We start from the raw sequence: 16,839 nt of genomic DNA on the forward strand, positions 1-16,839 counted from the left end.
ATGGACGGCAACGTCATCATCAAAGCGGTGCTCGACACCGTTGACGTATCCAAGAACATCAAGGCCCTGGAGCGCGACCTCCAGGGCATCTCCTGGAAGAACATAACCGAGGGCGACGAGAAGGCCGCGAAGCTGTCGTCCTCGTTCAAGAAGGCCGGCACGGCCGCCACGGTGACGCTGACCGCGCCCGTGGTGGCCGCCGGCAAGGCCGTATTCGGCGTGGCCAGCGACTACGAGCAGGCCAACGCCCGCATAGCCGCCGCGTTCGGCGTGTCCGGCGAGGAGGCCGAGCGTTTCAGCGGCATAGGCAAGCGCATATACGAGGGTGGCTGGGGCCAGTCCCTGGACGAGGTCAACGATGCGCTGATCCAGTGCAAGTCCACCCTTCGCGACGTGTCCGACGAGGACCTGCAGACCGTCACCACCAACGCACTCATGCTGTCGGACACCTTCGGCGCAGACGTGAACGAGTCCATACGCGGCACCAACGCCCTCATGGAGGGCTTCGGGCTCTCAGCAACCGAGGCGAGCGACCTGCTGACCGCCGGCATGCAGCGCGGCCTGAACTACACCGACGAGCTTGGCGACAACCTCAGCGAGTACTCGGTGCGCTGGGGCGAGGCCGGCATGAGCGCAAGCGAGTACTTCAGCCTGCTTGAGGCCGGAACGTCCAACGGCGCGTACAACCTCGACAAGGTGGGCGACTATCTCAACGAGTTCCTGACCGCGCTCAGCGACGGACGCATGGAGGAGTCCATCGGCTCGTTCAGCGAGGGCACGCAGGAGGTCTTCGAGAACTTCAAGAACGGCAGCGCCACTGCCGAGGACATGCTGCAGGCGGTGCTGGGCGACCTCACGCAGATGCCAAACGAGTACGACAAGGCCGCGCTGGCCTCCACCCTGTGGTCCTCGCTGGGCGAGGACAATGCCATGGGAATGATCGAGTCCCTGGCGGGCGTGCAGGACAGCTTCGGCGACGTCGCCGGCGCTGCGCAGCAGGCCCAGGAGGCCGCCTCCGACAGCTTCGCCGTGAAATCGCAGGAGGCCATGCGCGAGCTGCAGGGCTCCATCGAGCCGCTTGGCGAGCCGCTGCTCAACATCGCCACCAACGTGGCGGGCGTCGTCAAGTCGTTCTCCGAGTGGTTCGCCGGCATCGGCGAGGGCGGCCAGACCGCCGTGCTGGCCATAGCGGCCATAGTGGCGGCCATCGGGCCGGTGCTGTCCACCGTCGGCACCATCATCAGCGTGGTGCCGCAAATCGGGGCTGCCTTCTCCGCCGTGGGCAAGGCGGGCACCGCCGCGCTGGGGCTTATAGCCGCGCACCCCGTGATAGCGGCAATAGCGGCCATCATCGCCGCAGTGGTGCTGCTGTGGAACAACTGCGAGGAGTTCCGCGACGCCGTGACCGCCGTGTGGGATGCCGTGTGCGCCGCGTTCCAGGTGGCCGTCGGCGTTGCCGGCGGGGTCGCCGAGTCGATAGGCGCGTTCTTCTCCGGGCTGGGCGCGACGCTCGCGGGCGTGTGGGACGGCATCTGCAACGTTGTGCAGGTGGCCGTGATGCTGCTCGCGGAAATACTCAACCTAGCCATCGAGACGCTGCTCATACCCTGGAACTTCGTCTGGGAGAACTTCGGCGGCGTGCTCACGGCGGCGTGGGACCTCATATGTGGCGCGGTCGGCACGTACATCCAATACGTGAGCGACGTGATAAGCGCGGCCCTTGAGGTGATTCAGGGCGTGTGGGACACGGTGTGGGGTGCCGTCAGCTCAACCGCTTCCAGCGTGTGGGATGCCATCACCTCGGCGATAGGCGCGGCCATCGACGCCATCAGCTCCACCATATCGGCGGTGCTGTCGGCGATACAGGCCGTGTGGGACTCCGTTTGGGGTGCCGTGAGCACCACGGCGTCGAATGTGTGGAACGGCATCAGCTCGACCATATCCGGCATCGTCAACGGCATCCGCGACACCATCTCCAGCGTGTTCAACGCCGCCCGCGACACCGTGGCCGGCATATGGAACTCCATCAAGAGCGCCATCGAGACGCCGATAAACAGCGCCCGCGACACCGTGCGAAACGTAATCGACTCCATCAAGGGGTTCTTCAACTTCTCGTGGTCGCTTCCCCACCTGAAGCTGCCGCACCTGTCCATCTCCGGCGGGTTCAGCATCGACCCGCCGAGCGTGCCGCACTTTGGAATCGACTGGTACGCGAAGGGCGGCGTGTTCAACGGCCCCAGCGTCATCGGCGTAGGCGAGGCGGGCCCCGAGGGCGTGGTGCCGTTCAACGAGCGCGGCGCGCGCCCGCTGGCCGAGGGCATCGCCAAGCTGCTCGACGGCAAGGGCGGCGCGGGCCACGGCGACACGAACGTGACAATCAACATGTACGCGACCGTGCGGGAGGAGGCCGACATAGAGAAAATCTCCCGCCAGATAGCCAAGGAAATCAAACGGCAGGAGTGCTTCGCATGATATACAACGGCTTCGACTTCGCGCCGTGGTTCGACACCCGGCTCGTGACCCGCTCGCTGCTGCCCGAGTACGAAATCGCCACGCGCGACGTGCCCGGGCAGCCCGGCTCGCGCTTCATGCGCGCAGAGCTGAAGCCCCTGACGATAGACGTGGCGGCGGCTTGGAGGGCGCGTCCCACCGACGACATGGCGGCTCTGCGCCGTCTCATGGCCTCGCGCCTTCTGTGCCTCAAGGAGGCTGAGCTGTGGCTGGACGACGAGAGGCACCTGGGCCTGCGCTACATGGCCGTGCTGACCTCGCCGGGCGCGCTCGACACGTTGTGGCACACCGGCGAGGCCACGCTGACGTTCACGGCATACGACCCCGTGGCCTACGGGGCCGAGGGGCGCGCAACCGTGTCGGGCACCTCGGGCGTGCAGGTGGGCGGGACGTTCCGCACCTACCCCACCGTGACCGTCAGGCCCGGCGGCAGCACGTCGGCGCTGCGGCTGACGAACATGGGCACGGGCGAGTTCGTGCAGATCGACAAGGCGGTGACGGCATCGAGCACGGTGGTCATCGACATGGCCGCCCCGCAGGCCACGGTGGACGGCAGCCCCGCGCCCGTGACCTTCGAGAGTGACTTCTTCCCGCTGGAGCCGGGGGCCAACAGCCTCAAGCTGTCCAGCGGCACCGCGACGGTACAGTGGACGGAAAGGTACGTGGGCTGATGGTTCTGTGGGCATGCGACCGCTGGGAGGCGTACAAGGGACCCATCAAGACGCTGTTCGAGTGCGAGGACACGCGCGAGGTCAACGGCGAGAACGCCCTGAGCATCACAACGCTGGCGCGCCTGGACAAGGGCGACCGCCTGGTGTGGCGCGACCTCAAGGGCCGCTGGCACGAGAACATCGTGGACGGCGTGGAGGAGGAGCGCGCAAGCGCGGGCATCCTCTACACGTACTACTGCCCGACCTCGGCGCAAATCGAGCTCCTGGGCGACTACCTGGAGGACAAGCGCCCCTACGACGTGAGCGCCTACGCCGCGCTGGCCTCGGCGCTGTCCTCCTCGCGCTGGCAGGTCGGAACCGTGGCCGACCTCGGGCAGGCCGGCACGAACTTCTACCACACCAACGCATGGGCGGCCATCCACGACGTGGCAGACACTTGGGGCGGCGAGCTGTCGTTCGAAATCCAGGTGAGCGGCACCAAGGTGACCGCACGCCGCGTGTGCATGGCCAAGCAGGTCGGCGAGGACAACGGCAAGCGTTTCACCTACGCCAAGGACCTCGTGAGCGTCAAGCGCAGCGTGGACGAGGGCAACGTGTGTACCGCCCTGTACGGCTACGGCAAGTCCCTGCAGACCGCCGACGAGGACGGCAACCTGACGGGCGGCTACGATCGCAAGCTGACCTTCGGCGGCGTGAACGGCGGGCAGAACTGGGTGGGGTCGGCCGACGCGCTGGCGCGCTGGGGACGGCCCGACGGCAAGGGCGGCAAGGCGCACGTGTTCGGCGACGTGGAGTTCTCCGACTGCGAGGACGCCGCCGAGCTGAAGAAGCTCACCGAGGCGCAGCTGGCGAAGTCGTGCGTGCCCACCGTGTCCTACACTGTGGACGCCGTGGCGCTTGCGCGCGCCGGCGAGGGCTTCGAGGGCGCGGACGAGGGCGACCTGGTGACCGTGGTGGACAAGGTGTACGACCCGCCGCTGCGCGTGCGCACTCGCATCACCAAGGTGGTGGAGGACCAGCTGCGCCCCGGCGAGGTCACCTACACGTTCGGCAACTACCAGACGGTCGCCGAGCTGATGGCCGCGCAGAAGTCGGCCGCCAAGTCCACCGCCTCGACCATCCGGGCGACCGTGACCGAGGCCGTGAACGCCTCGAACAAGGCATCGACCGGCAAATGGGGCGAGAGCCTGGCGGCCGCCGAGGAGCGCCAGAAGGCGTACGCCAAGGAGGTCGGCGGCGCCGCCCAGGACTACACCGACCAGATAAGGGACGAGCTGGACAAGGCCCTCAAGGAGTACGCCGACAACGGGGACACCACGCTGGAGGAGGCGCTGAAGAAGTACTCCGACGACGGCAACCTGTCCCTGGACGAGGTGCTGCGCCTGTACACCGACACGTCGATAGAGCAAAGCGAGAGCGTGCTCAAGCAGATAGACGAGGCCAACAAGGAGCACCTGGAAGGCGTCACGGGCAAGTTGGACGAACGGCTGACGAGCGCCGAGGGCGAGGTGGATGGGCTGCAGAAACAGCTCGACCAGCTGCCGACGGATATCCGCAAGAAGATCGTTGACATGCTCAACAGCGAGGTGAACACCACGGGTGGCTGGGTGTACGAGGAGCCCGGCCAAGGCATCCTGGTGTACGACAAAAAGCCCGAGAGCGCCACCAAGTGCGTCAAGATAGGCGGCGGAATCATCGGCGTGGCCAACTCCAAGTACTCCAGCGGCGCGTGGAAGTGGCGCACGGCCATAACCGGCGACGGCGTGACCGCCGACGAGCTGACCACGGGCCGCATCAAAGGCGGGAACTCGTACTGGGACCTCGACAGCGGGGCCTTCTACCTGCGCGACGGCTCCATCTTCATGACCGACAGCAACGGCAACAGGGTCTATATCAACGCCACCAACGGCTTCCAGATATACGACAAGAACGGCTCCATCATCGCGGGCACCGTGCTGGTGGGCGGCACCTCCATGTTCCGCTGCAACATGGTCGGCACGTCGTCAACCAACTACATCACCACCGGCACGACGACGAACAACCACCCGGGAGCGTCGTTCGTGAGCGGCTCGACCGAGTACTGCACCATCGAGGCCGTCCACGCGAAGGACAGCCCCACGGCGAGCTCGACCGACGGCGTGGGCATGTCCGCCTGCGGCTACGGCTTCCTGGCAGTCAACCGCTACTACCGCCAGACGTGGCTAACGACCCCCTACTACGCGGGCTACATGAGCCATCCCGACGAGCAGCTGTACATGAGGAGCGGCAACAGCAACGCGGGCGGCTCGGCGTACGTGAAGCTGCAGGAGAACTCCAACAACTACGTGTACCTGGATAGCAGCCGCGCAGACATTGGGTCGTCGGGCACCGCCAGGATACTCGCCCCGAAGTTCGCCATAGGAACCAGTCCGAGCGGCGGCGGCACCTACGGGTACACGGGCTCCACGCAGTTCATCGGGTGCATCACCAACAACGGCAACAACTGGACGTGGGGCACCATCAACGTGGTGAACGGAATCATCACCGGCATGAGCAGCATCACGGGAAACTAGACCAGCGAGAGAGGAAACGGAATGTTCTACCACCTTGTGCAGCAGCCCGAAGCGCCGCAGGCGCTCGACGGTGCGCCGAAGCCGCCCGAGGCGCTTCCGGTGTTCGAGTGCATCAGCGACCCGGCCACGGCGCGGGCCATCGTGGAATCGGAAGACGTGTTCGAGTTCGACGGCAAGGGCGGCTTCACGCTCGTGTCCAGCCCCGTGGCCGTCATGGACGCGGAAGGCGGCGAGGCTAACGCCGTGGACTTCTCGGCGCTCACCGACGAGGAGATATGCGGGGTCCACAGAGCGCAGCCCGGCGACATATCGCGGACACTTGCGGCCGAAGGAAAGGAATGAGGCATGGCAACGCACGAGCTTACGCTCAACCTCAAGAAGACCAACATAGCGCCGCCCGTCATCACCGTGCACCAGGGCGACAGCGCCGAGGTCCTGAAGGCCGCCATCTACGACGGCGACAAGAAGGCGGCCCTGACGGGCTGCAAGGTGCACCTCATGGCTGCGAAGCCCGACCACACCTACGTTGAGCAGCAGTTCACTGGCATCAGCGACAACGTGGCCACCGTGACGGTCGACCCCGCCGTCTTCGGCGTGGCCGGGCTGCTCAAGGTGTGCTACGTGCGCGTGCGGAACGCGGCAGGGCTGGACGCCACCACCGAGAACGTCCTGGTGAACGTGCTGCCCTCGGCGAGCGCGTCGGGCGAGATATCCGGCCCGTACGTCGATGCGGTGGAGGCGATCATCGCGAACCTCGAAGGGCAGCTAGCCGACGTGAGCACGCTGAACGCGCAGATGCAGAAGGCCGAGGCCTCCCGCGCGAGCGCGGAAAACCAGCGCGCCACGAACGAGAAGGCACGCCAGACCGACGAAACCAAGCGCGCAGAGGCCGAGAAGAAGCGGGCCACGGCGGAAAGCGACCGCGTGACCGAGGCGTCGCAGCTGAAGACGGCCTCGCAAGCCGCCACGGCTGCGGCAAACGGCGCGGCCTCGAACGCCGACGCGGCGGCAAACATCGCCCTGCAGATAGCCAACAGCGTGGCGCAGGGCAGCGCGGGCAGCTCGGACATGGCCAAGCAGAAGCAGCAGATAGCCGACCTGTACGGCAAGCTGGCCGACGCCACGGACGCGTTCATCTACGACGACGGCACCGTGTACTGCCCCGCCTCCAAGGCCAGTGCATCTGGCAGCACCATCACGTTCGGGAGCACCTGCACGGCGTCCGGCACAACCCTCAACCTCAAGTAGAAAGGCAACGAAATGGCACTAGCGAAAACCCTGTCGGTGGGCGGCATCGGCTACGAGGTCATCGACGATACCGCGCGCAGCAACGCGCAGACGGCGCTCAACAACGCCGAGTACAACCGCCAGGGCCAAATCGGCAAGTACGGCGGGCAGAACATCGCCACCATCCTGGCGGGAGAGATCGGCAGCGGCAGCGTGTACGACGCGCTGCACAAGCGAGCCGCCAACGGCAACTTCGCGGGCCTGCGCGTGGGAGACTACATCGACGTGCCGCTGGTAAGCGCGTCGGGCGTGGCGGCCCAGCAGTCCGTGCGCTTCCTCCTGGCGCACTTCGACCCGTACTACTGCTGCGGCGACAGCTCCAAAGGCCACCACATCGCCTTCGTGGCCTCCGCGCCCATCGCCGTGGCCAAGACCGTGACCGGCGTTGCCAACGACAGCTTCCTGATGTGGAACACGACCAACACGAACCAGGGCACCGCCGACCAGAAATGCCCCTACCCCAACAGCAACCTCAAGGCATGGGAGACGGCCTTCGAGGCGTGCCTGCCCGAGAGCCTGACCAAGTACCTGCTGACCCAGCGCGTCCTGCTTGAGGAGCGTTACAGCGCCAGCGGCGCGCTCAACGAGTCCAACTCGTGGAGCTGGCAGGATATCGGCAAGGTGTTCTCGCTGTCCGAGATGGAGGTGTACGGCTGCCCAGTGTGGGGCACCAAGGGCTACAGCGTCGGCTTTGACTGCCAGTTCGACCTGTTCCGCGATACCGCGCACCGCTTGAACGGAACTCGGTGCGGTTGGTGGTTGCGTTCCGTTGCGTCTGGCTCCTCGTCCGGCGTGTGCTACGTCGACATCGGCGGAAATGCCACCTGCTACTCGGCGACGTACGTCTGGGTTCGCCCCCGCCCCGGCTTCCTCGTCGGCTAGCCAGCCGAGTGCTCTATACTCTGTTTTCAGGGCGACCGCCTCGCGCGGTCGCTCTAAGCCCGCGCAGCGGGCCGTTTTTTTGCCACGTTTTCCCAGGAGGTGCCATGAGCGGCGTCTACCAGCGAAACCGCGAGGTTTCAGAGTACAAGTTCTTCACGCAGGCCATCGCCATCCGCGTGGAGGTCAACAAGCTGATGGCGTCGTCCTCCGTGGTTCCGAAGGCCTATCGTCTGCTGAACGCGGTGCCGACCGTGGAGACGGCGCGCAGCATCGTGTACAACGTCAACCGCGCCGACTGCTTCTATCCCAACAGCTCGTTCAACGCGCTGGAGAGGAAACGCTACCTGACGCTGGCAATAGCGGACTGCGAGCAGCTGATGCTGGACATGCAGTGCCTCATGGATATCGGCCTGCCGGTGAACGCCAACCGCTTCGAGGAGCTGGCGGCCATGGTCGAGGAGGAGATCAGGCTGCTGAAGGGCGCACGCAAGAACGTGCGCGTGACGGGCAAGAAGTCCACCGAGGAGCGCATAGCCGAGTCCGAGGCCGAGCTAGAGCGCCTGCGTTCGCTATAATGGGCGGCGGTCGCGCCTTGTTTATCGGTACAATTGGTGGTTGCGTTCCGTTGCGTCTGGCTCCTCGTCCAACGTGTGCTACGTCAACAACAACGGAAATGCCAACTACAACTCGGCGACGAACGTCTGGGTTCGCCCCCGCCCCGGATTCCCTTATTGCCAGACCGAGTAGGCCCTACGGCCGAAAGCAGAGCGCGGAGAGGAAGGAAGGCGCGACCGTCGGGCATGCGCCCGTAAATACGCACCCCGCGAGGGTGGCCGGACGCTGCTTGCATGGCGCGGCGCTCCGTGGCTTCGCCGCGTTTCATGGCCATACCTCAAGCGGCTGTCAGAGCCACATTGGAAGCCGTGCGGGGTGCCTTCTGTGAATTCCGAGCAAAGGCGGGCGGCGCGCCGAAAACGCCGCGAGGAGAAGCGCGCGAGGGCCAAGGCCGAGCGCGTGAAGGCGTGCACGCTTGAGTCCGTGGCCGACCTCAACAGCCTGTGCGAGGCATCGAAGCAGGCCGCGCGCGGCGTGATGTGGAAGTCGTCGACGCAGCGGTACATGAAGGACTACCTGCGAAACGCCGTCAAGTCACGACGCGACCTGCTGGAGGGCCGCGACATATGCCGAGGCTTCATCCGCTTCGACCTGTGGGAGCGCGGGAAGCTGCGCCACATCAGCGCGGTGCACTTCCCGGAGCGCGTGGTGCAGAAGTCGCTGTCCCAGAACGCGCTCGTGCCCGCCATCGTCCCCACGCTCATAGCCGCGAACTCCGCGAACATCAAGGGGCGCGGCACCGACTACGCCCTGAAGCTGCTCAAGCGCCACCTGGCCGACCACTGGAGACGGCACGGCCGCGAGGGCTACATCCTCCTGGGCGACTTCTCCGACTACTTCGCGCGCATTGCCCACGAGCCGGTCAAGCGGCAGGTGGCCGACGCGCTGCTCGACCCGCGCGTGGTCGCCCTTGAGCACCGCCTGATAGACGCGCAGGGCGATGTGGGCCTGGGGCTGGGCAGCGAGCCGAACCAGATATGCGCCGTGGCCCACCCCACCTGCATCGACCACTACGTGGCCGAGATGCTGCGCCCCGAGGCCTACGGGCGCTACATGGACGACTTCTACCTGATCCACGAGTCCAAAGAGTACCTGCAAGTGTGCCTTCTGCTGATAGAGCACGAGTGCGCGAAGCTCGGCATCGCGCTGAACCCGCGCAAGACCAGCGTGGTGAAGCTGACGCGCGGCTTCACGTGGCTGAAGAAGCGCATCTTCTACACGGAGACGGGCCGCATAGTCGTGAAGCCGTGCCGAGACTCCATAACGCGGGAGCGCCGCAAGCTCAAGAAGATGGCCCGCATGGTCGCCGATGGCATCATGACCCCCGAGCAGGTGGAGCAGAGCTACCAGAGCTGGCGCGGAGGCATGAAGCGGCTGGACGCGCACCGCAGCGTGCGGGCCATGGACGCGCTGTACCGCAGCCTGTTCGGAAATCCCGCGGGGGGGGTTGCTCAATGCAATCCAAACCTGGAGGCGACACGGATGGGAACATGCCCCTACCCTAGCAACGGAAGGAGCGACCCATGACGGAACAGGAAATCGCCGGGGAGATCAACGGCTACAAGCAGCAGCTTGAGCAGAGCGACTACAAGGTCATGAAGGCGGTGGAGCGCATCTTCTCCGCATCGTCCATCACCGACCTGCTCTCGGCCATCGCCGCAGCTGCCAAGGAGGTGGCCGAGATCATCTCGCAGCGCCAGACGTGGCGCGACCGCATCAACGAGCTGGAAGCCATGGAGCCCGACCAGCCGGAAGCGCCGCAGGAGTAGCGAGCGCCCCTTCGGGGGCGCTTTTCTTTTGCCCGGCGACACCTCGCGGACAATCGCGGCAGCGATTCGAGGAGGTGAGAAAACGAATGACCGACGTGCTGGAAATCTTCGCGCCGTACGGCCCCGGGTCGCTTTTCGGCGCACTGCTCGTCCTAGTGGTCCTGTACTTCGGCAAGCAGTTCCTTGAAGAGTTCAAGGCCCAGAACGAGCGCAAGGCGAACATCGACCTCAAGCGCGAAGAGCGAAAGCAGGACGAGGTGAACGAGCGGGCGCAGCGCGACCGCGAGCGCAGCCAGATGGAGGGCCGCATCGCCGCGCAGATGGAGCGCAGCAACGCGCTGATGGAGGCTATGAAGGCGCTCATGGAGTCCGTCGTGACCTCCAATGAGGTGCTGCACGCCGACCTGGCGAACAGCCAGGCGCGCAGCCAGGGCATGGCGGCGAAGGTCGACCACATCGCCGACCGCGTTGACCTGCTCTACAAGGAATCGGCTCGATAGAAAGGAATCCGAAATGACAGAAATGCAAGCAATCGCAGCCATCGTGCTGTCTTTCGCCGTGCCGTTCGCGGTGCAGCTGATCAAGACCGAGGCCATGACCGGCAAGGCCGCGCGCATCCTGGCGCTGGGCTGCTCGCTCCTGGCGGGCGTCGTGACCGGCTTCGTGGGCGGCGTGCCCGCAGACCCGGGCGCATGGGTCACGTGCGCCTTCGCCGTGGTAGGCGGCGTGCAGGCGGCCTACACGCTGTTCAAGTCGGTAGGCATCACATCCAAGTGGCTCGACGCCCTGCTGGGCGTGACCGTAGGCGGGAAGGAGTAGGCAATGGCTAAACTGTTCATCATCTGCGGCCACGGCGCTGGCGACCCCGGCTGCTGCGCAGGCGGCTACACCGAGGCCGAGCGCGTTCGCGCCCTGGGCCAGCGAATCAAGGAACTGGGCGGTTCCGAGGTCGAGCTGGGCGATACGTCCCGCAACTGGTACGCCGACGGCGGGCTTAACCGCCTGAGTACCGACGCGCCAGTGGTGGAGCTGCACATGGACGCCAGCGGCATCGCCACGGCCCACGGCGCGCACGTCATCATCAAGGAGGGCTTTGAGCCTGACGAGTACGACAATGCGCTGGCCGACAAGCTGGCGGCGTTCATGCCCGGGCGCTCCGAGAAGCTGGCGCGCCGTTCCGACCTCGCGAACCCGAACCGAGCCGCCGCGCGCGGCATCAACTACCGCCTGTGCGAGAACGGCTTCATCGACAACGACGGCGACCGCGAGAAGCTCAACGGCAACCTGGACGAGCTGGCGCGCATCTACCTGGAATGCTTCGGCATCACTGCTGGAAGCGCCCCCGCAGCCGTCCCGCAGCCGCAGCCTGCGCAGCAGGAAACGACCGAGAATTTCGGCGGCACCTACCGCTGCACTGTGGACTACCTGCGCGTGCGCGACGCCCCCGGCCTGGGCGGCACCGAGGTGGCGCACTATTCCAGCGGCGAGACCGTGACGCTGGATAACTGGTACAAGATCGCCGACGGCTACGTGTGGGGCCGATACACGGGCTACAGCGGCGCAACGCGCTACATCGCCGTGGGCAAGGCCACGGGCAAGCCAGAGGCCGACGACTATCTGGTGAAGGTGGGATAGGCCATGCCGTACCCGAGCCCCGCAGACGAGGAGCGCAACGGCGGGTGCGGCCCCATCCTCGCGGCGGTCGTCCTGCTGTTCATCGTCCTGGCCGCCGCCAGCTGCGCGTCGCAGGCCATGGGAGCGCAAGACGTGACCGTGAGGCAAGCCCGCACGGACGGCCCCATATACGACCTGCCCGAGGGCATCGGCCAGGAAATCGTGTGCGACGAGCACAACCGCGAGTACCTGCTGCTTACCACCGAGCAGGGCGGCGTGTTCCTCATGCCGTACATGGACGAGGACGGCGAGCAGGAGATCATGCCGCAGGCCTAGAACGCAAAGAAGCCGCCCCGTATGGAGCGGCTTCTTTCTATCTGACGAGCAATACGAACGCCCGCCTAACGACGAACACACGTATGTGTTCGCCTACTGAACAGTTGGTGGAGGCGCGGAGAATCGAACTCCGGTCCACGAAAGCCCCCTGATTGGCATCTCCAAGCTCAGTCGCTGGTTTAGTCTCGGACGCCTTGCGCGCAGCGACACGCTCGTGACGTCCTAACCGGTTCGGTCTTAGCCCACGCCATACCGATTACGTGCGCAGGAGCATTCCCCTAAGATGACGTCGCGCCGGTGTCGGGGAAATCACCGGGTTGACGCGCCGCTATAAATTAAGCAGCGAGAGCCATAGGCTCAAAAGAAGAGTTGTTGTCAATTCAATTTGACGGTACCCCTGTTTAACGAGGCGAGGAGACCTCGGCTTGCTTCCTCTCTCAGAGCTATCGTGTCGAAACCAGTCGCCCCCGAATGTCGGGAAAGTCTGGATGGTATCGGGCCTGCAAACACCCGATAACCGTCGACTTTTCAAGGAACATACGGGGCGAGCCCCGCTTGTGGAGTGTTATCTTACCACGTTCTGAAAGCGGACAGCTGTTCTATGCACGAGCTGTGAAGACCCCAATGTGCGCCGCACTTCGCACTTTTGTTACCGATCGCGTCACGTATATTTTCGCCAAGCAAAATTGACCCGTCGAAAGGACCGTTATGGATACCAAGCAGCAACTCGTCGATGCCCTCGCAGGCCTGGGCTCAACCATTACCGAAGCTATGGATGTCATCGAGGGTTTTGTCCCCTGCGGACATCCCGCCCTCACGGTATCGAACGCACTCGTCGCGCTGGACGTTGACGATGATGCAGCTCTCGCCCAGCAGCTTGAGACCGTCGAGGGCTTTATCGACCACGTGAGTGAGAACCGCGGCGTGGCCGCCTACCACGGTATCGAGGTCGAGCTCGCGGGTCCCAAGGCCGATCTGTTCGCAGCAATCCGCGAGGTAGGCGCCCTTATGCAGACCGCAGGCGTCAAGAACACCCAGGTCAACGAGTGGGTCTACCGCAGTCTGGCAGCACTCGACAGCTCCGACGAAAAGGCAGCCGAGCAGCTCGCAGAAAGTCCCGCCATCAAGGCCGAGCTTTTGTAAATAGCAGACGCGGGCCCCTTGGCGCATCGTCGTCCAAGAGGCCCGCAAACAGTTCGCGTCAACCGATTGCCGCGCCGCCGCATTCGGCCAAGGCAAGAATCGGCATCATTTGACGAGGTGTCTTTGCTGCAAGATCGGCATGTTCGAGCAGTTTTCGATCGTTGGTCACCAAGTAATCGACCTGGGCGCGTTTGCATGCGGCGAGTACCAAGTTGTCCTCGTAATCGCGATGGAGCGCTAAGTATTTGTCGGCCAGCCAAAGGTCCGACGCATCTGCACCCACGGCCGTGGCGTTTTCGGTCATGTTCCGAACAAACGCCAGCGCCGCATCGCCAATCGCGCGGGCAGAAGCCTCGCCGAGCGCTCCCCCGCTGGCAAGAACGCTGCGCTTCAGTTCGTGCTGTACAACATACAGTACGTCCTTGGCGATATGCACCGGAAAGAACAGCAATGCCCCCGCCTCCGTCGCCTGCCCAATAAACGCACGCGCGGCAAGCGACTCGGCATGGTCGACGCAAAACGAATCAACCCATACGTTGGCATCCACCATTATTTTGAGGGGAGCCCCGCTCACAGGATCATCCCCTTTTGGCGATAGCGCTCGTCCATGGCTTCGGAATAGATTGTGTCCCAATCGCGATTGTCGGATACGGGCGACGTAGCGATGCCCAGGTCCGCGTAAAGCTGATCCGCCGCCGCCCATGATGCGGCGAACGGAGTATCGTGCGCGACGGTCTGCCGCCGGTCGTCGACGGCCGCAAGCACTTCCTCGCACTGCCCGCCACCCTGCGCGACCTTGGCCACCACCTTTTTGATGAGCTCGGGCAGTGACCCGCCCGAAAGCCGCAACGCTTCCTCCGCATGGTCCTTGACCTGGCGATCCACGCGAACGTTCACCTGCGCCATGCCGCTAACAGCACCCATGTCGATCTCGCTCCCTTCAATTGCTAGCCTTGCTAGCAACACTATATAGAGAAGCTAGCAAATGTTCAAACGCAAAAGGCCTGCGCCCGGACGACACCGATGCCGTCTGGGCGCAGGCCAGATAACGTGGGCAAACACGTCTGCTAACGCAGGTACGCTTTTGAGTTGCCCAAGCTATAGGCGATTGTCGAGCCGTTGTGCAGCAGTGACGACGTCTGCGGAGTGATCATGCCGGTAATACCCAATGCCAACAGCGCCGAGTTGGTGAGCATCACCTTGGAATACGAACTCGTCAGACGGTCGATGAGACCCTGGCTCATGCGGCGCAGGCGCACGATCGCGGCCAGATCCGTATCGGTCAGGATGATATCGGCGACTTCCTTGGCGATGTCGCTTCCGCCACCCATGGCCAGGCCCACGTCGGCCAAACCGAGCGCCGGCGAATCGTTGACGCCGTCGCCCACCATGGCAACATGGCGCCCCTCGCTCTTAATGCGTTCCACATAGGCGTACTTGTCCTCGGGCAGCAGTTCAGCCTTAAACTCGTCGACACCCGCCTCGCGCGCAATGCGCTCGGCCGTGCGCTCGGAATCGCCCGTGAGCATAACGACATGCTTGACGCCCAGCGCATGCAGGTCGGCGATGGCCTCACGGACCCCAGGCTTGAGCGGATCTTCGATGCCGAGCACGCCGACGACCTTTCCATCGACCGCCAGATACAGCGGCGACAGGCCCTGCATCTGGGACTCAATGCGCTCCTTGATGTCGGATTCGAGCTGTGCGCCCTCGTCCTCAAATACAAAGTGCGCGGAACCGATGATGGCGCGACGTCCTTCAATGGACGAAGCGATGCCGTGCGCCACGATGTACTCGACAGCGGCATGGCGCTCGCGGTGCTCGAGCTCGCGCTCGCATGCCGCATTGACCACGGCGCGCGCCACCGGATGCGGGAAATGCTCCTCCAGGCAAGCGGAAAGGCGCAGGACCTCATCCTCGCTCCAGCCATCGGTGGTGAGTACGCAGGCAAGACGCGGCTGCGCCTCGGTGAGCGTGCCGGTCTTATCAAAGACAATGGTGTCGGCCTTGGCAAACGACTCAAAGTACTTCGCGCCCTTGACCATGACGCCCATCTTGGCAGCATCGCTCATAGCGGTCATGACGGCAACGGAACCCGTGAGCTTGAGTGCGCACGAGTAGTCGACCATCAGTGCCGCCGAGGTCTTGATGAGGCTGCGGGTAGTAAGCGCAACTAGGCCCGCGAGCAGGAAGTTCCACGGGACGATCTTGTTGGCAAGGTCCTCCATATGCGACTGGCCCTCGGACTTGAGCGAGTCGGCCGTCTGCACGAGCGAGACGATTGAGCGCAGTTTGGTTTGCGCCGTATTGGCGCGCACGCGCACCAAGATGCCGCCGTCTTCCACGACGGTACCGGCGAACACGTCGTCGCCCACGCTGCGCTCGACGGCCAGCGGCTCGCCGGTCAGGGTCGCCTGGTTGACCATAGCGCTCCCCTGCTCGACAACACCGTCGATGCAGATGGACATGCCGGTGCGCACGGCGACCAGATCGCCGGGCTCAAGCTCGGTCGCGGCAACGCTTACCTCGGTGTCGCCGACAACCTTTTGCGCCTTGTCGGGCACATCGAGCAGCGAGTTGATGAGCTCGTTTTCACTCATGGCGCGGGTGTAGTCCTCGAGCAGCTCGCCCACGTTGAGCAGGAACATCGTCTGGCCCGCGGTGTCGACATCACGCTTGACGAACGAAATGCCGATGGCCGAAGCGTCGAGCACGGGAACGGTCAGGCGCGGCTGCGCGAGCTCATGAAGGGCAGCGCGCAAAAATGCCATGTAACCGGCCACGACAAACACCGCACGCAGAGGCGTCGGCAAGAACCAGCGGCGCGCGTAGTGGGCGCCGATAAGTGTGGCAAGATCCATGACGAGCTTGTGCTTGCGTGGCTCGAGCTGCATCACGTAACCCGTCTTTGCGTCGGCAATGGCCTGGGCATCGAGCGCACCGACGGCGGCCAGCACGGCATCGCGGCGCGACTCGTCGTATTCGAGTGCCATCTGGCCAATACGGCCATAAACGCGTACCTTGTGCACGCCGTCGATATCGCCGCTGAGCTTAAGAAGTGCGTCGAGATCGCTCTCTGGCACAGGACCCGCCAATTGAAGACGGGTCCTGCCGGGGATCTCGCTGATAATCGAGAATCTCATAGTTTGTGCCTGGGAGCGTTACTCGGCTGCCTCGTCAGCAGCGGCCTCGCTCTGGGTGATGTAGGCAGCCTCGGCAACCATGTCGTCGACATTAGCCTTGGCCTGCTCGACCATGTCCTGGTAGCAGTTCTTGACGCGCATGCCGCACGCAATGCCCTGCACGCAGGCATTCTTGACCGGAGCGCTGGTAAGCAGCTTGATGCCGGCCGTACCAAGCAGAAAACCGCCACCGACAAGCAGGGTGTTAAACGTCGACTTCTTCATGTTGCTTCTCCCTTTTGCCGCACTGGACGCGGCACGGTGCCTCAGCACCCGA

18 protein-coding genes, 1 other RNA gene and 1 pseudogene are annotated in these 16,839 nt (G+C 64.4%); 15 read left to right on the forward strand and 5 right to left on the reverse strand.

Translation table 11 applies throughout. The features are described from left to right. The 14 genes and pseudogenes from DWX63_RS07605 (at position 1) to DWX63_RS07665 (ending at position 12,237) form a co-directional block, all read left to right on the forward strand. Positions 1-2,472: a phage tail tape measure protein gene (locus DWX63_RS07605; protein WP_117843301.1), complete on the forward strand. Its 2,472-nt coding sequence runs from the start codon at positions 1-3 to the stop codon at positions 2,470-2,472. Next, entirely contained in the window at positions 2,469-3,182 is a 714-nt protein-coding gene (locus DWX63_RS07610) for a distal tail protein Dit (protein ID WP_117843302.1), read from the forward strand. Before DWX63_RS07605 ends, DWX63_RS07610 begins: the two co-directional genes overlap by 4 nt. Next, entirely contained in the window at positions 3,182-5,734 is a 2,553-nt protein-coding gene (locus DWX63_RS07615) for a phage tail spike protein (RefSeq protein WP_117843303.1), read from the forward strand. Before DWX63_RS07610 ends, DWX63_RS07615 begins: the two co-directional genes overlap by 1 nt. A gap of 21 nt (positions 5,735-5,755) precedes the next feature. Then, on the forward strand, positions 5,756-6,076 hold the full coding sequence (locus DWX63_RS07620) for a hypothetical protein (RefSeq protein WP_117637887.1): 321 nt from the start codon (positions 5,756-5,758) through the stop codon (positions 6,074-6,076). A 3-nt stretch (positions 6,077-6,079) separates the two neighbouring features. Continuing rightward, a complete protein-coding gene (locus DWX63_RS07625; protein WP_117843304.1) occupies positions 6,080-6,982 on the forward strand; it encodes a BppU family phage baseplate upper protein in 903 nt (300 codons plus the stop codon). A 12-nt stretch (positions 6,983-6,994) separates the two neighbouring features. Beyond that, complete coding sequence (locus tag DWX63_RS07630; RefSeq protein ID WP_117843305.1) at positions 6,995-7,903, forward strand: DUF6273 domain-containing protein; 909 nt, start codon at positions 6,995-6,997, stop codon at positions 7,901-7,903. A gap of 104 nt (positions 7,904-8,007) precedes the next feature. After that, a complete protein-coding gene (locus DWX63_RS07635; protein ID WP_233514506.1) occupies positions 8,008-8,478 on the forward strand; it encodes a hypothetical protein in 471 nt (156 codons plus the stop codon). A gap of 34 nt (positions 8,479-8,512) precedes the next feature. Continuing rightward, positions 8,513-8,650, forward strand: a pseudogene (locus DWX63_RS11515) (DUF6273 domain-containing protein); the annotation flags it as partial. Positions 8,651-8,842: 192 nt separating this feature from the next. Beyond that, positions 8,843-10,045 carry an RNA-directed DNA polymerase gene (locus DWX63_RS07640; RefSeq protein WP_233514507.1) on the forward strand — a complete coding sequence of 401 codons (1,203 nt, stop codon included), beginning with the start codon at positions 8,843-8,845 and terminating at the stop codon, positions 10,043-10,045. Next, positions 10,042-10,287: a hypothetical protein gene (locus DWX63_RS07645; RefSeq protein WP_117637890.1), complete on the forward strand. Its 246-nt coding sequence runs from the start codon at positions 10,042-10,044 to the stop codon at positions 10,285-10,287. Before DWX63_RS07640 ends, DWX63_RS07645 begins: the two co-directional genes overlap by 4 nt. Before the next feature lie 74 nt (positions 10,288-10,361). Beyond that, complete coding sequence (locus DWX63_RS07650) at positions 10,362-10,787, forward strand: hypothetical protein (protein ID WP_233514508.1); 426 nt, start codon at positions 10,362-10,364, stop codon at positions 10,785-10,787. Between the two features lie 13 nt (positions 10,788-10,800). Further along, entirely contained in the window at positions 10,801-11,106 is a 306-nt protein-coding gene (locus tag DWX63_RS07655; RefSeq protein WP_117637892.1) for a hypothetical protein, read from the forward strand. A 3-nt stretch (positions 11,107-11,109) separates the two neighbouring features. Further along, on the forward strand, positions 11,110-11,922 hold the full coding sequence (locus DWX63_RS07660; protein WP_117843306.1) for an N-acetylmuramoyl-L-alanine amidase: 813 nt from the start codon (positions 11,110-11,112) through the stop codon (positions 11,920-11,922). Positions 11,923-11,925: 3 nt separating this feature from the next. Continuing rightward, on the forward strand, positions 11,926-12,237 hold the full coding sequence (locus tag DWX63_RS07665) for a hypothetical protein (RefSeq protein ID WP_117637894.1): 312 nt from the start codon (positions 11,926-11,928) through the stop codon (positions 12,235-12,237). 105 nt (positions 12,238-12,342) lie between these two features. On the opposite strand, the gene ssrA is transcribed toward DWX63_RS07665, so the two are convergent. Continuing rightward, positions 12,343-12,706, reverse strand: a transfer-messenger RNA (tmRNA) gene (gene ssrA / locus DWX63_RS07670). Between the two features lie 239 nt (positions 12,707-12,945). Here ssrA and DWX63_RS07675 point away from each other — a divergent pair. Beyond that, positions 12,946-13,380, forward strand: coding sequence for a hypothetical protein (locus DWX63_RS07675; protein ID WP_117805967.1), 435 nt, complete (start codon positions 12,946-12,948; stop codon positions 13,378-13,380). A gap of 58 nt (positions 13,381-13,438) precedes the next feature. On the opposite strand, the gene DWX63_RS07680 is transcribed toward DWX63_RS07675, so the two are convergent. From DWX63_RS07680 to DWX63_RS07690, 4 genes are all read right to left on the reverse strand, one after another. After that, positions 13,439-13,954, reverse strand: a complete 516-nt coding sequence (locus tag DWX63_RS07680; RefSeq protein ID WP_158559645.1) for a PIN domain-containing protein — start codon at positions 13,952-13,954, stop codon at positions 13,439-13,441. Further along, on the reverse strand, positions 13,951-14,304 hold the full coding sequence (locus DWX63_RS11265) for a hypothetical protein (RefSeq protein WP_158559646.1): 354 nt from the start codon (positions 14,302-14,304) through the stop codon (positions 13,951-13,953). The genes DWX63_RS07680 and DWX63_RS11265 overlap by 4 nt, the downstream gene beginning before the upstream one ends. 143 nt (positions 14,305-14,447) lie before the next feature. Beyond that, positions 14,448-16,463, reverse strand: coding sequence for a heavy metal translocating P-type ATPase (locus DWX63_RS07685; protein ID WP_233514509.1), 2,016 nt, complete (start codon positions 16,461-16,463; stop codon positions 14,448-14,450). A 78-nt stretch (positions 16,464-16,541) separates the two neighbouring features. Then, on the reverse strand, positions 16,542-16,787 hold the full coding sequence (locus DWX63_RS07690; protein WP_022094642.1) for a DUF6110 family protein: 246 nt from the start codon (positions 16,785-16,787) through the stop codon (positions 16,542-16,544). Positions 16,788-16,839 lie beyond the last annotated feature (52 nt).

This window comes from Collinsella sp. AF20-14LB, from assembly GCF_003459505.1.
Lineage (GTDB): Bacteria > Actinomycetota > Coriobacteriia > Coriobacteriales > Coriobacteriaceae > Collinsella.

What these genes read in the sequence shown, in the direction of transcription:
- DWX63_RS11265 (WP_158559646.1), bottom strand. Translation starts at nt 14,304, where the DNA reads ATGGGTGCTGTTAGCGGCATGGCGCAGGTGAACGTTCGCGTGGATCGC.
- DWX63_RS07665 (WP_117637894.1), top strand. Translation starts at nt 11,926, where the DNA reads ATGCCGTACCCGAGCCCCGCAGACGAGGAGCGCAACGGCGGGTGCGGC.
- DWX63_RS07630 (WP_117843305.1), top strand. Translation starts at nt 6,995, where the DNA reads ATGGCACTAGCGAAAACCCTGTCGGTGGGCGGCATCGGCTACGAGGTC.
- DWX63_RS07655 (WP_117637892.1), top strand. Translation starts at nt 10,801, where the DNA reads ATGACAGAAATGCAAGCAATCGCAGCCATCGTGCTGTCTTTCGCCGTG.
- DWX63_RS07615 (WP_117843303.1), top strand. Translation starts at nt 3,182, where the DNA reads ATGGTTCTGTGGGCATGCGACCGCTGGGAGGCGTACAAGGGACCCATC.
- DWX63_RS07690 (WP_022094642.1), bottom strand. Translation starts at nt 16,787, where the DNA reads ATGAAGAAGTCGACGTTTAACACCCTGCTTGTCGGTGGCGGTTTTCTG.
- DWX63_RS07645 (WP_117637890.1), top strand. Translation starts at nt 10,042, where the DNA reads ATGACGGAACAGGAAATCGCCGGGGAGATCAACGGCTACAAGCAGCAG.
- DWX63_RS07660 (WP_117843306.1), top strand. Translation starts at nt 11,110, where the DNA reads ATGGCTAAACTGTTCATCATCTGCGGCCACGGCGCTGGCGACCCCGGC.
- DWX63_RS07625 (WP_117843304.1), top strand. Translation starts at nt 6,080, where the DNA reads ATGGCAACGCACGAGCTTACGCTCAACCTCAAGAAGACCAACATAGCG.
- DWX63_RS07620 (WP_117637887.1), top strand. Translation starts at nt 5,756, where the DNA reads ATGTTCTACCACCTTGTGCAGCAGCCCGAAGCGCCGCAGGCGCTCGAC.
- DWX63_RS07605 (WP_117843301.1), top strand. Translation starts at nt 1, where the DNA reads ATGGACGGCAACGTCATCATCAAAGCGGTGCTCGACACCGTTGACGTA.
- DWX63_RS07635 (WP_233514506.1), top strand. Translation starts at nt 8,008, where the DNA reads ATGAGCGGCGTCTACCAGCGAAACCGCGAGGTTTCAGAGTACAAGTTC.
- DWX63_RS07675 (WP_117805967.1), top strand. Translation starts at nt 12,946, where the DNA reads ATGGATACCAAGCAGCAACTCGTCGATGCCCTCGCAGGCCTGGGCTCA.
- DWX63_RS07610 (WP_117843302.1), top strand. Translation starts at nt 2,469, where the DNA reads ATGATATACAACGGCTTCGACTTCGCGCCGTGGTTCGACACCCGGCTC.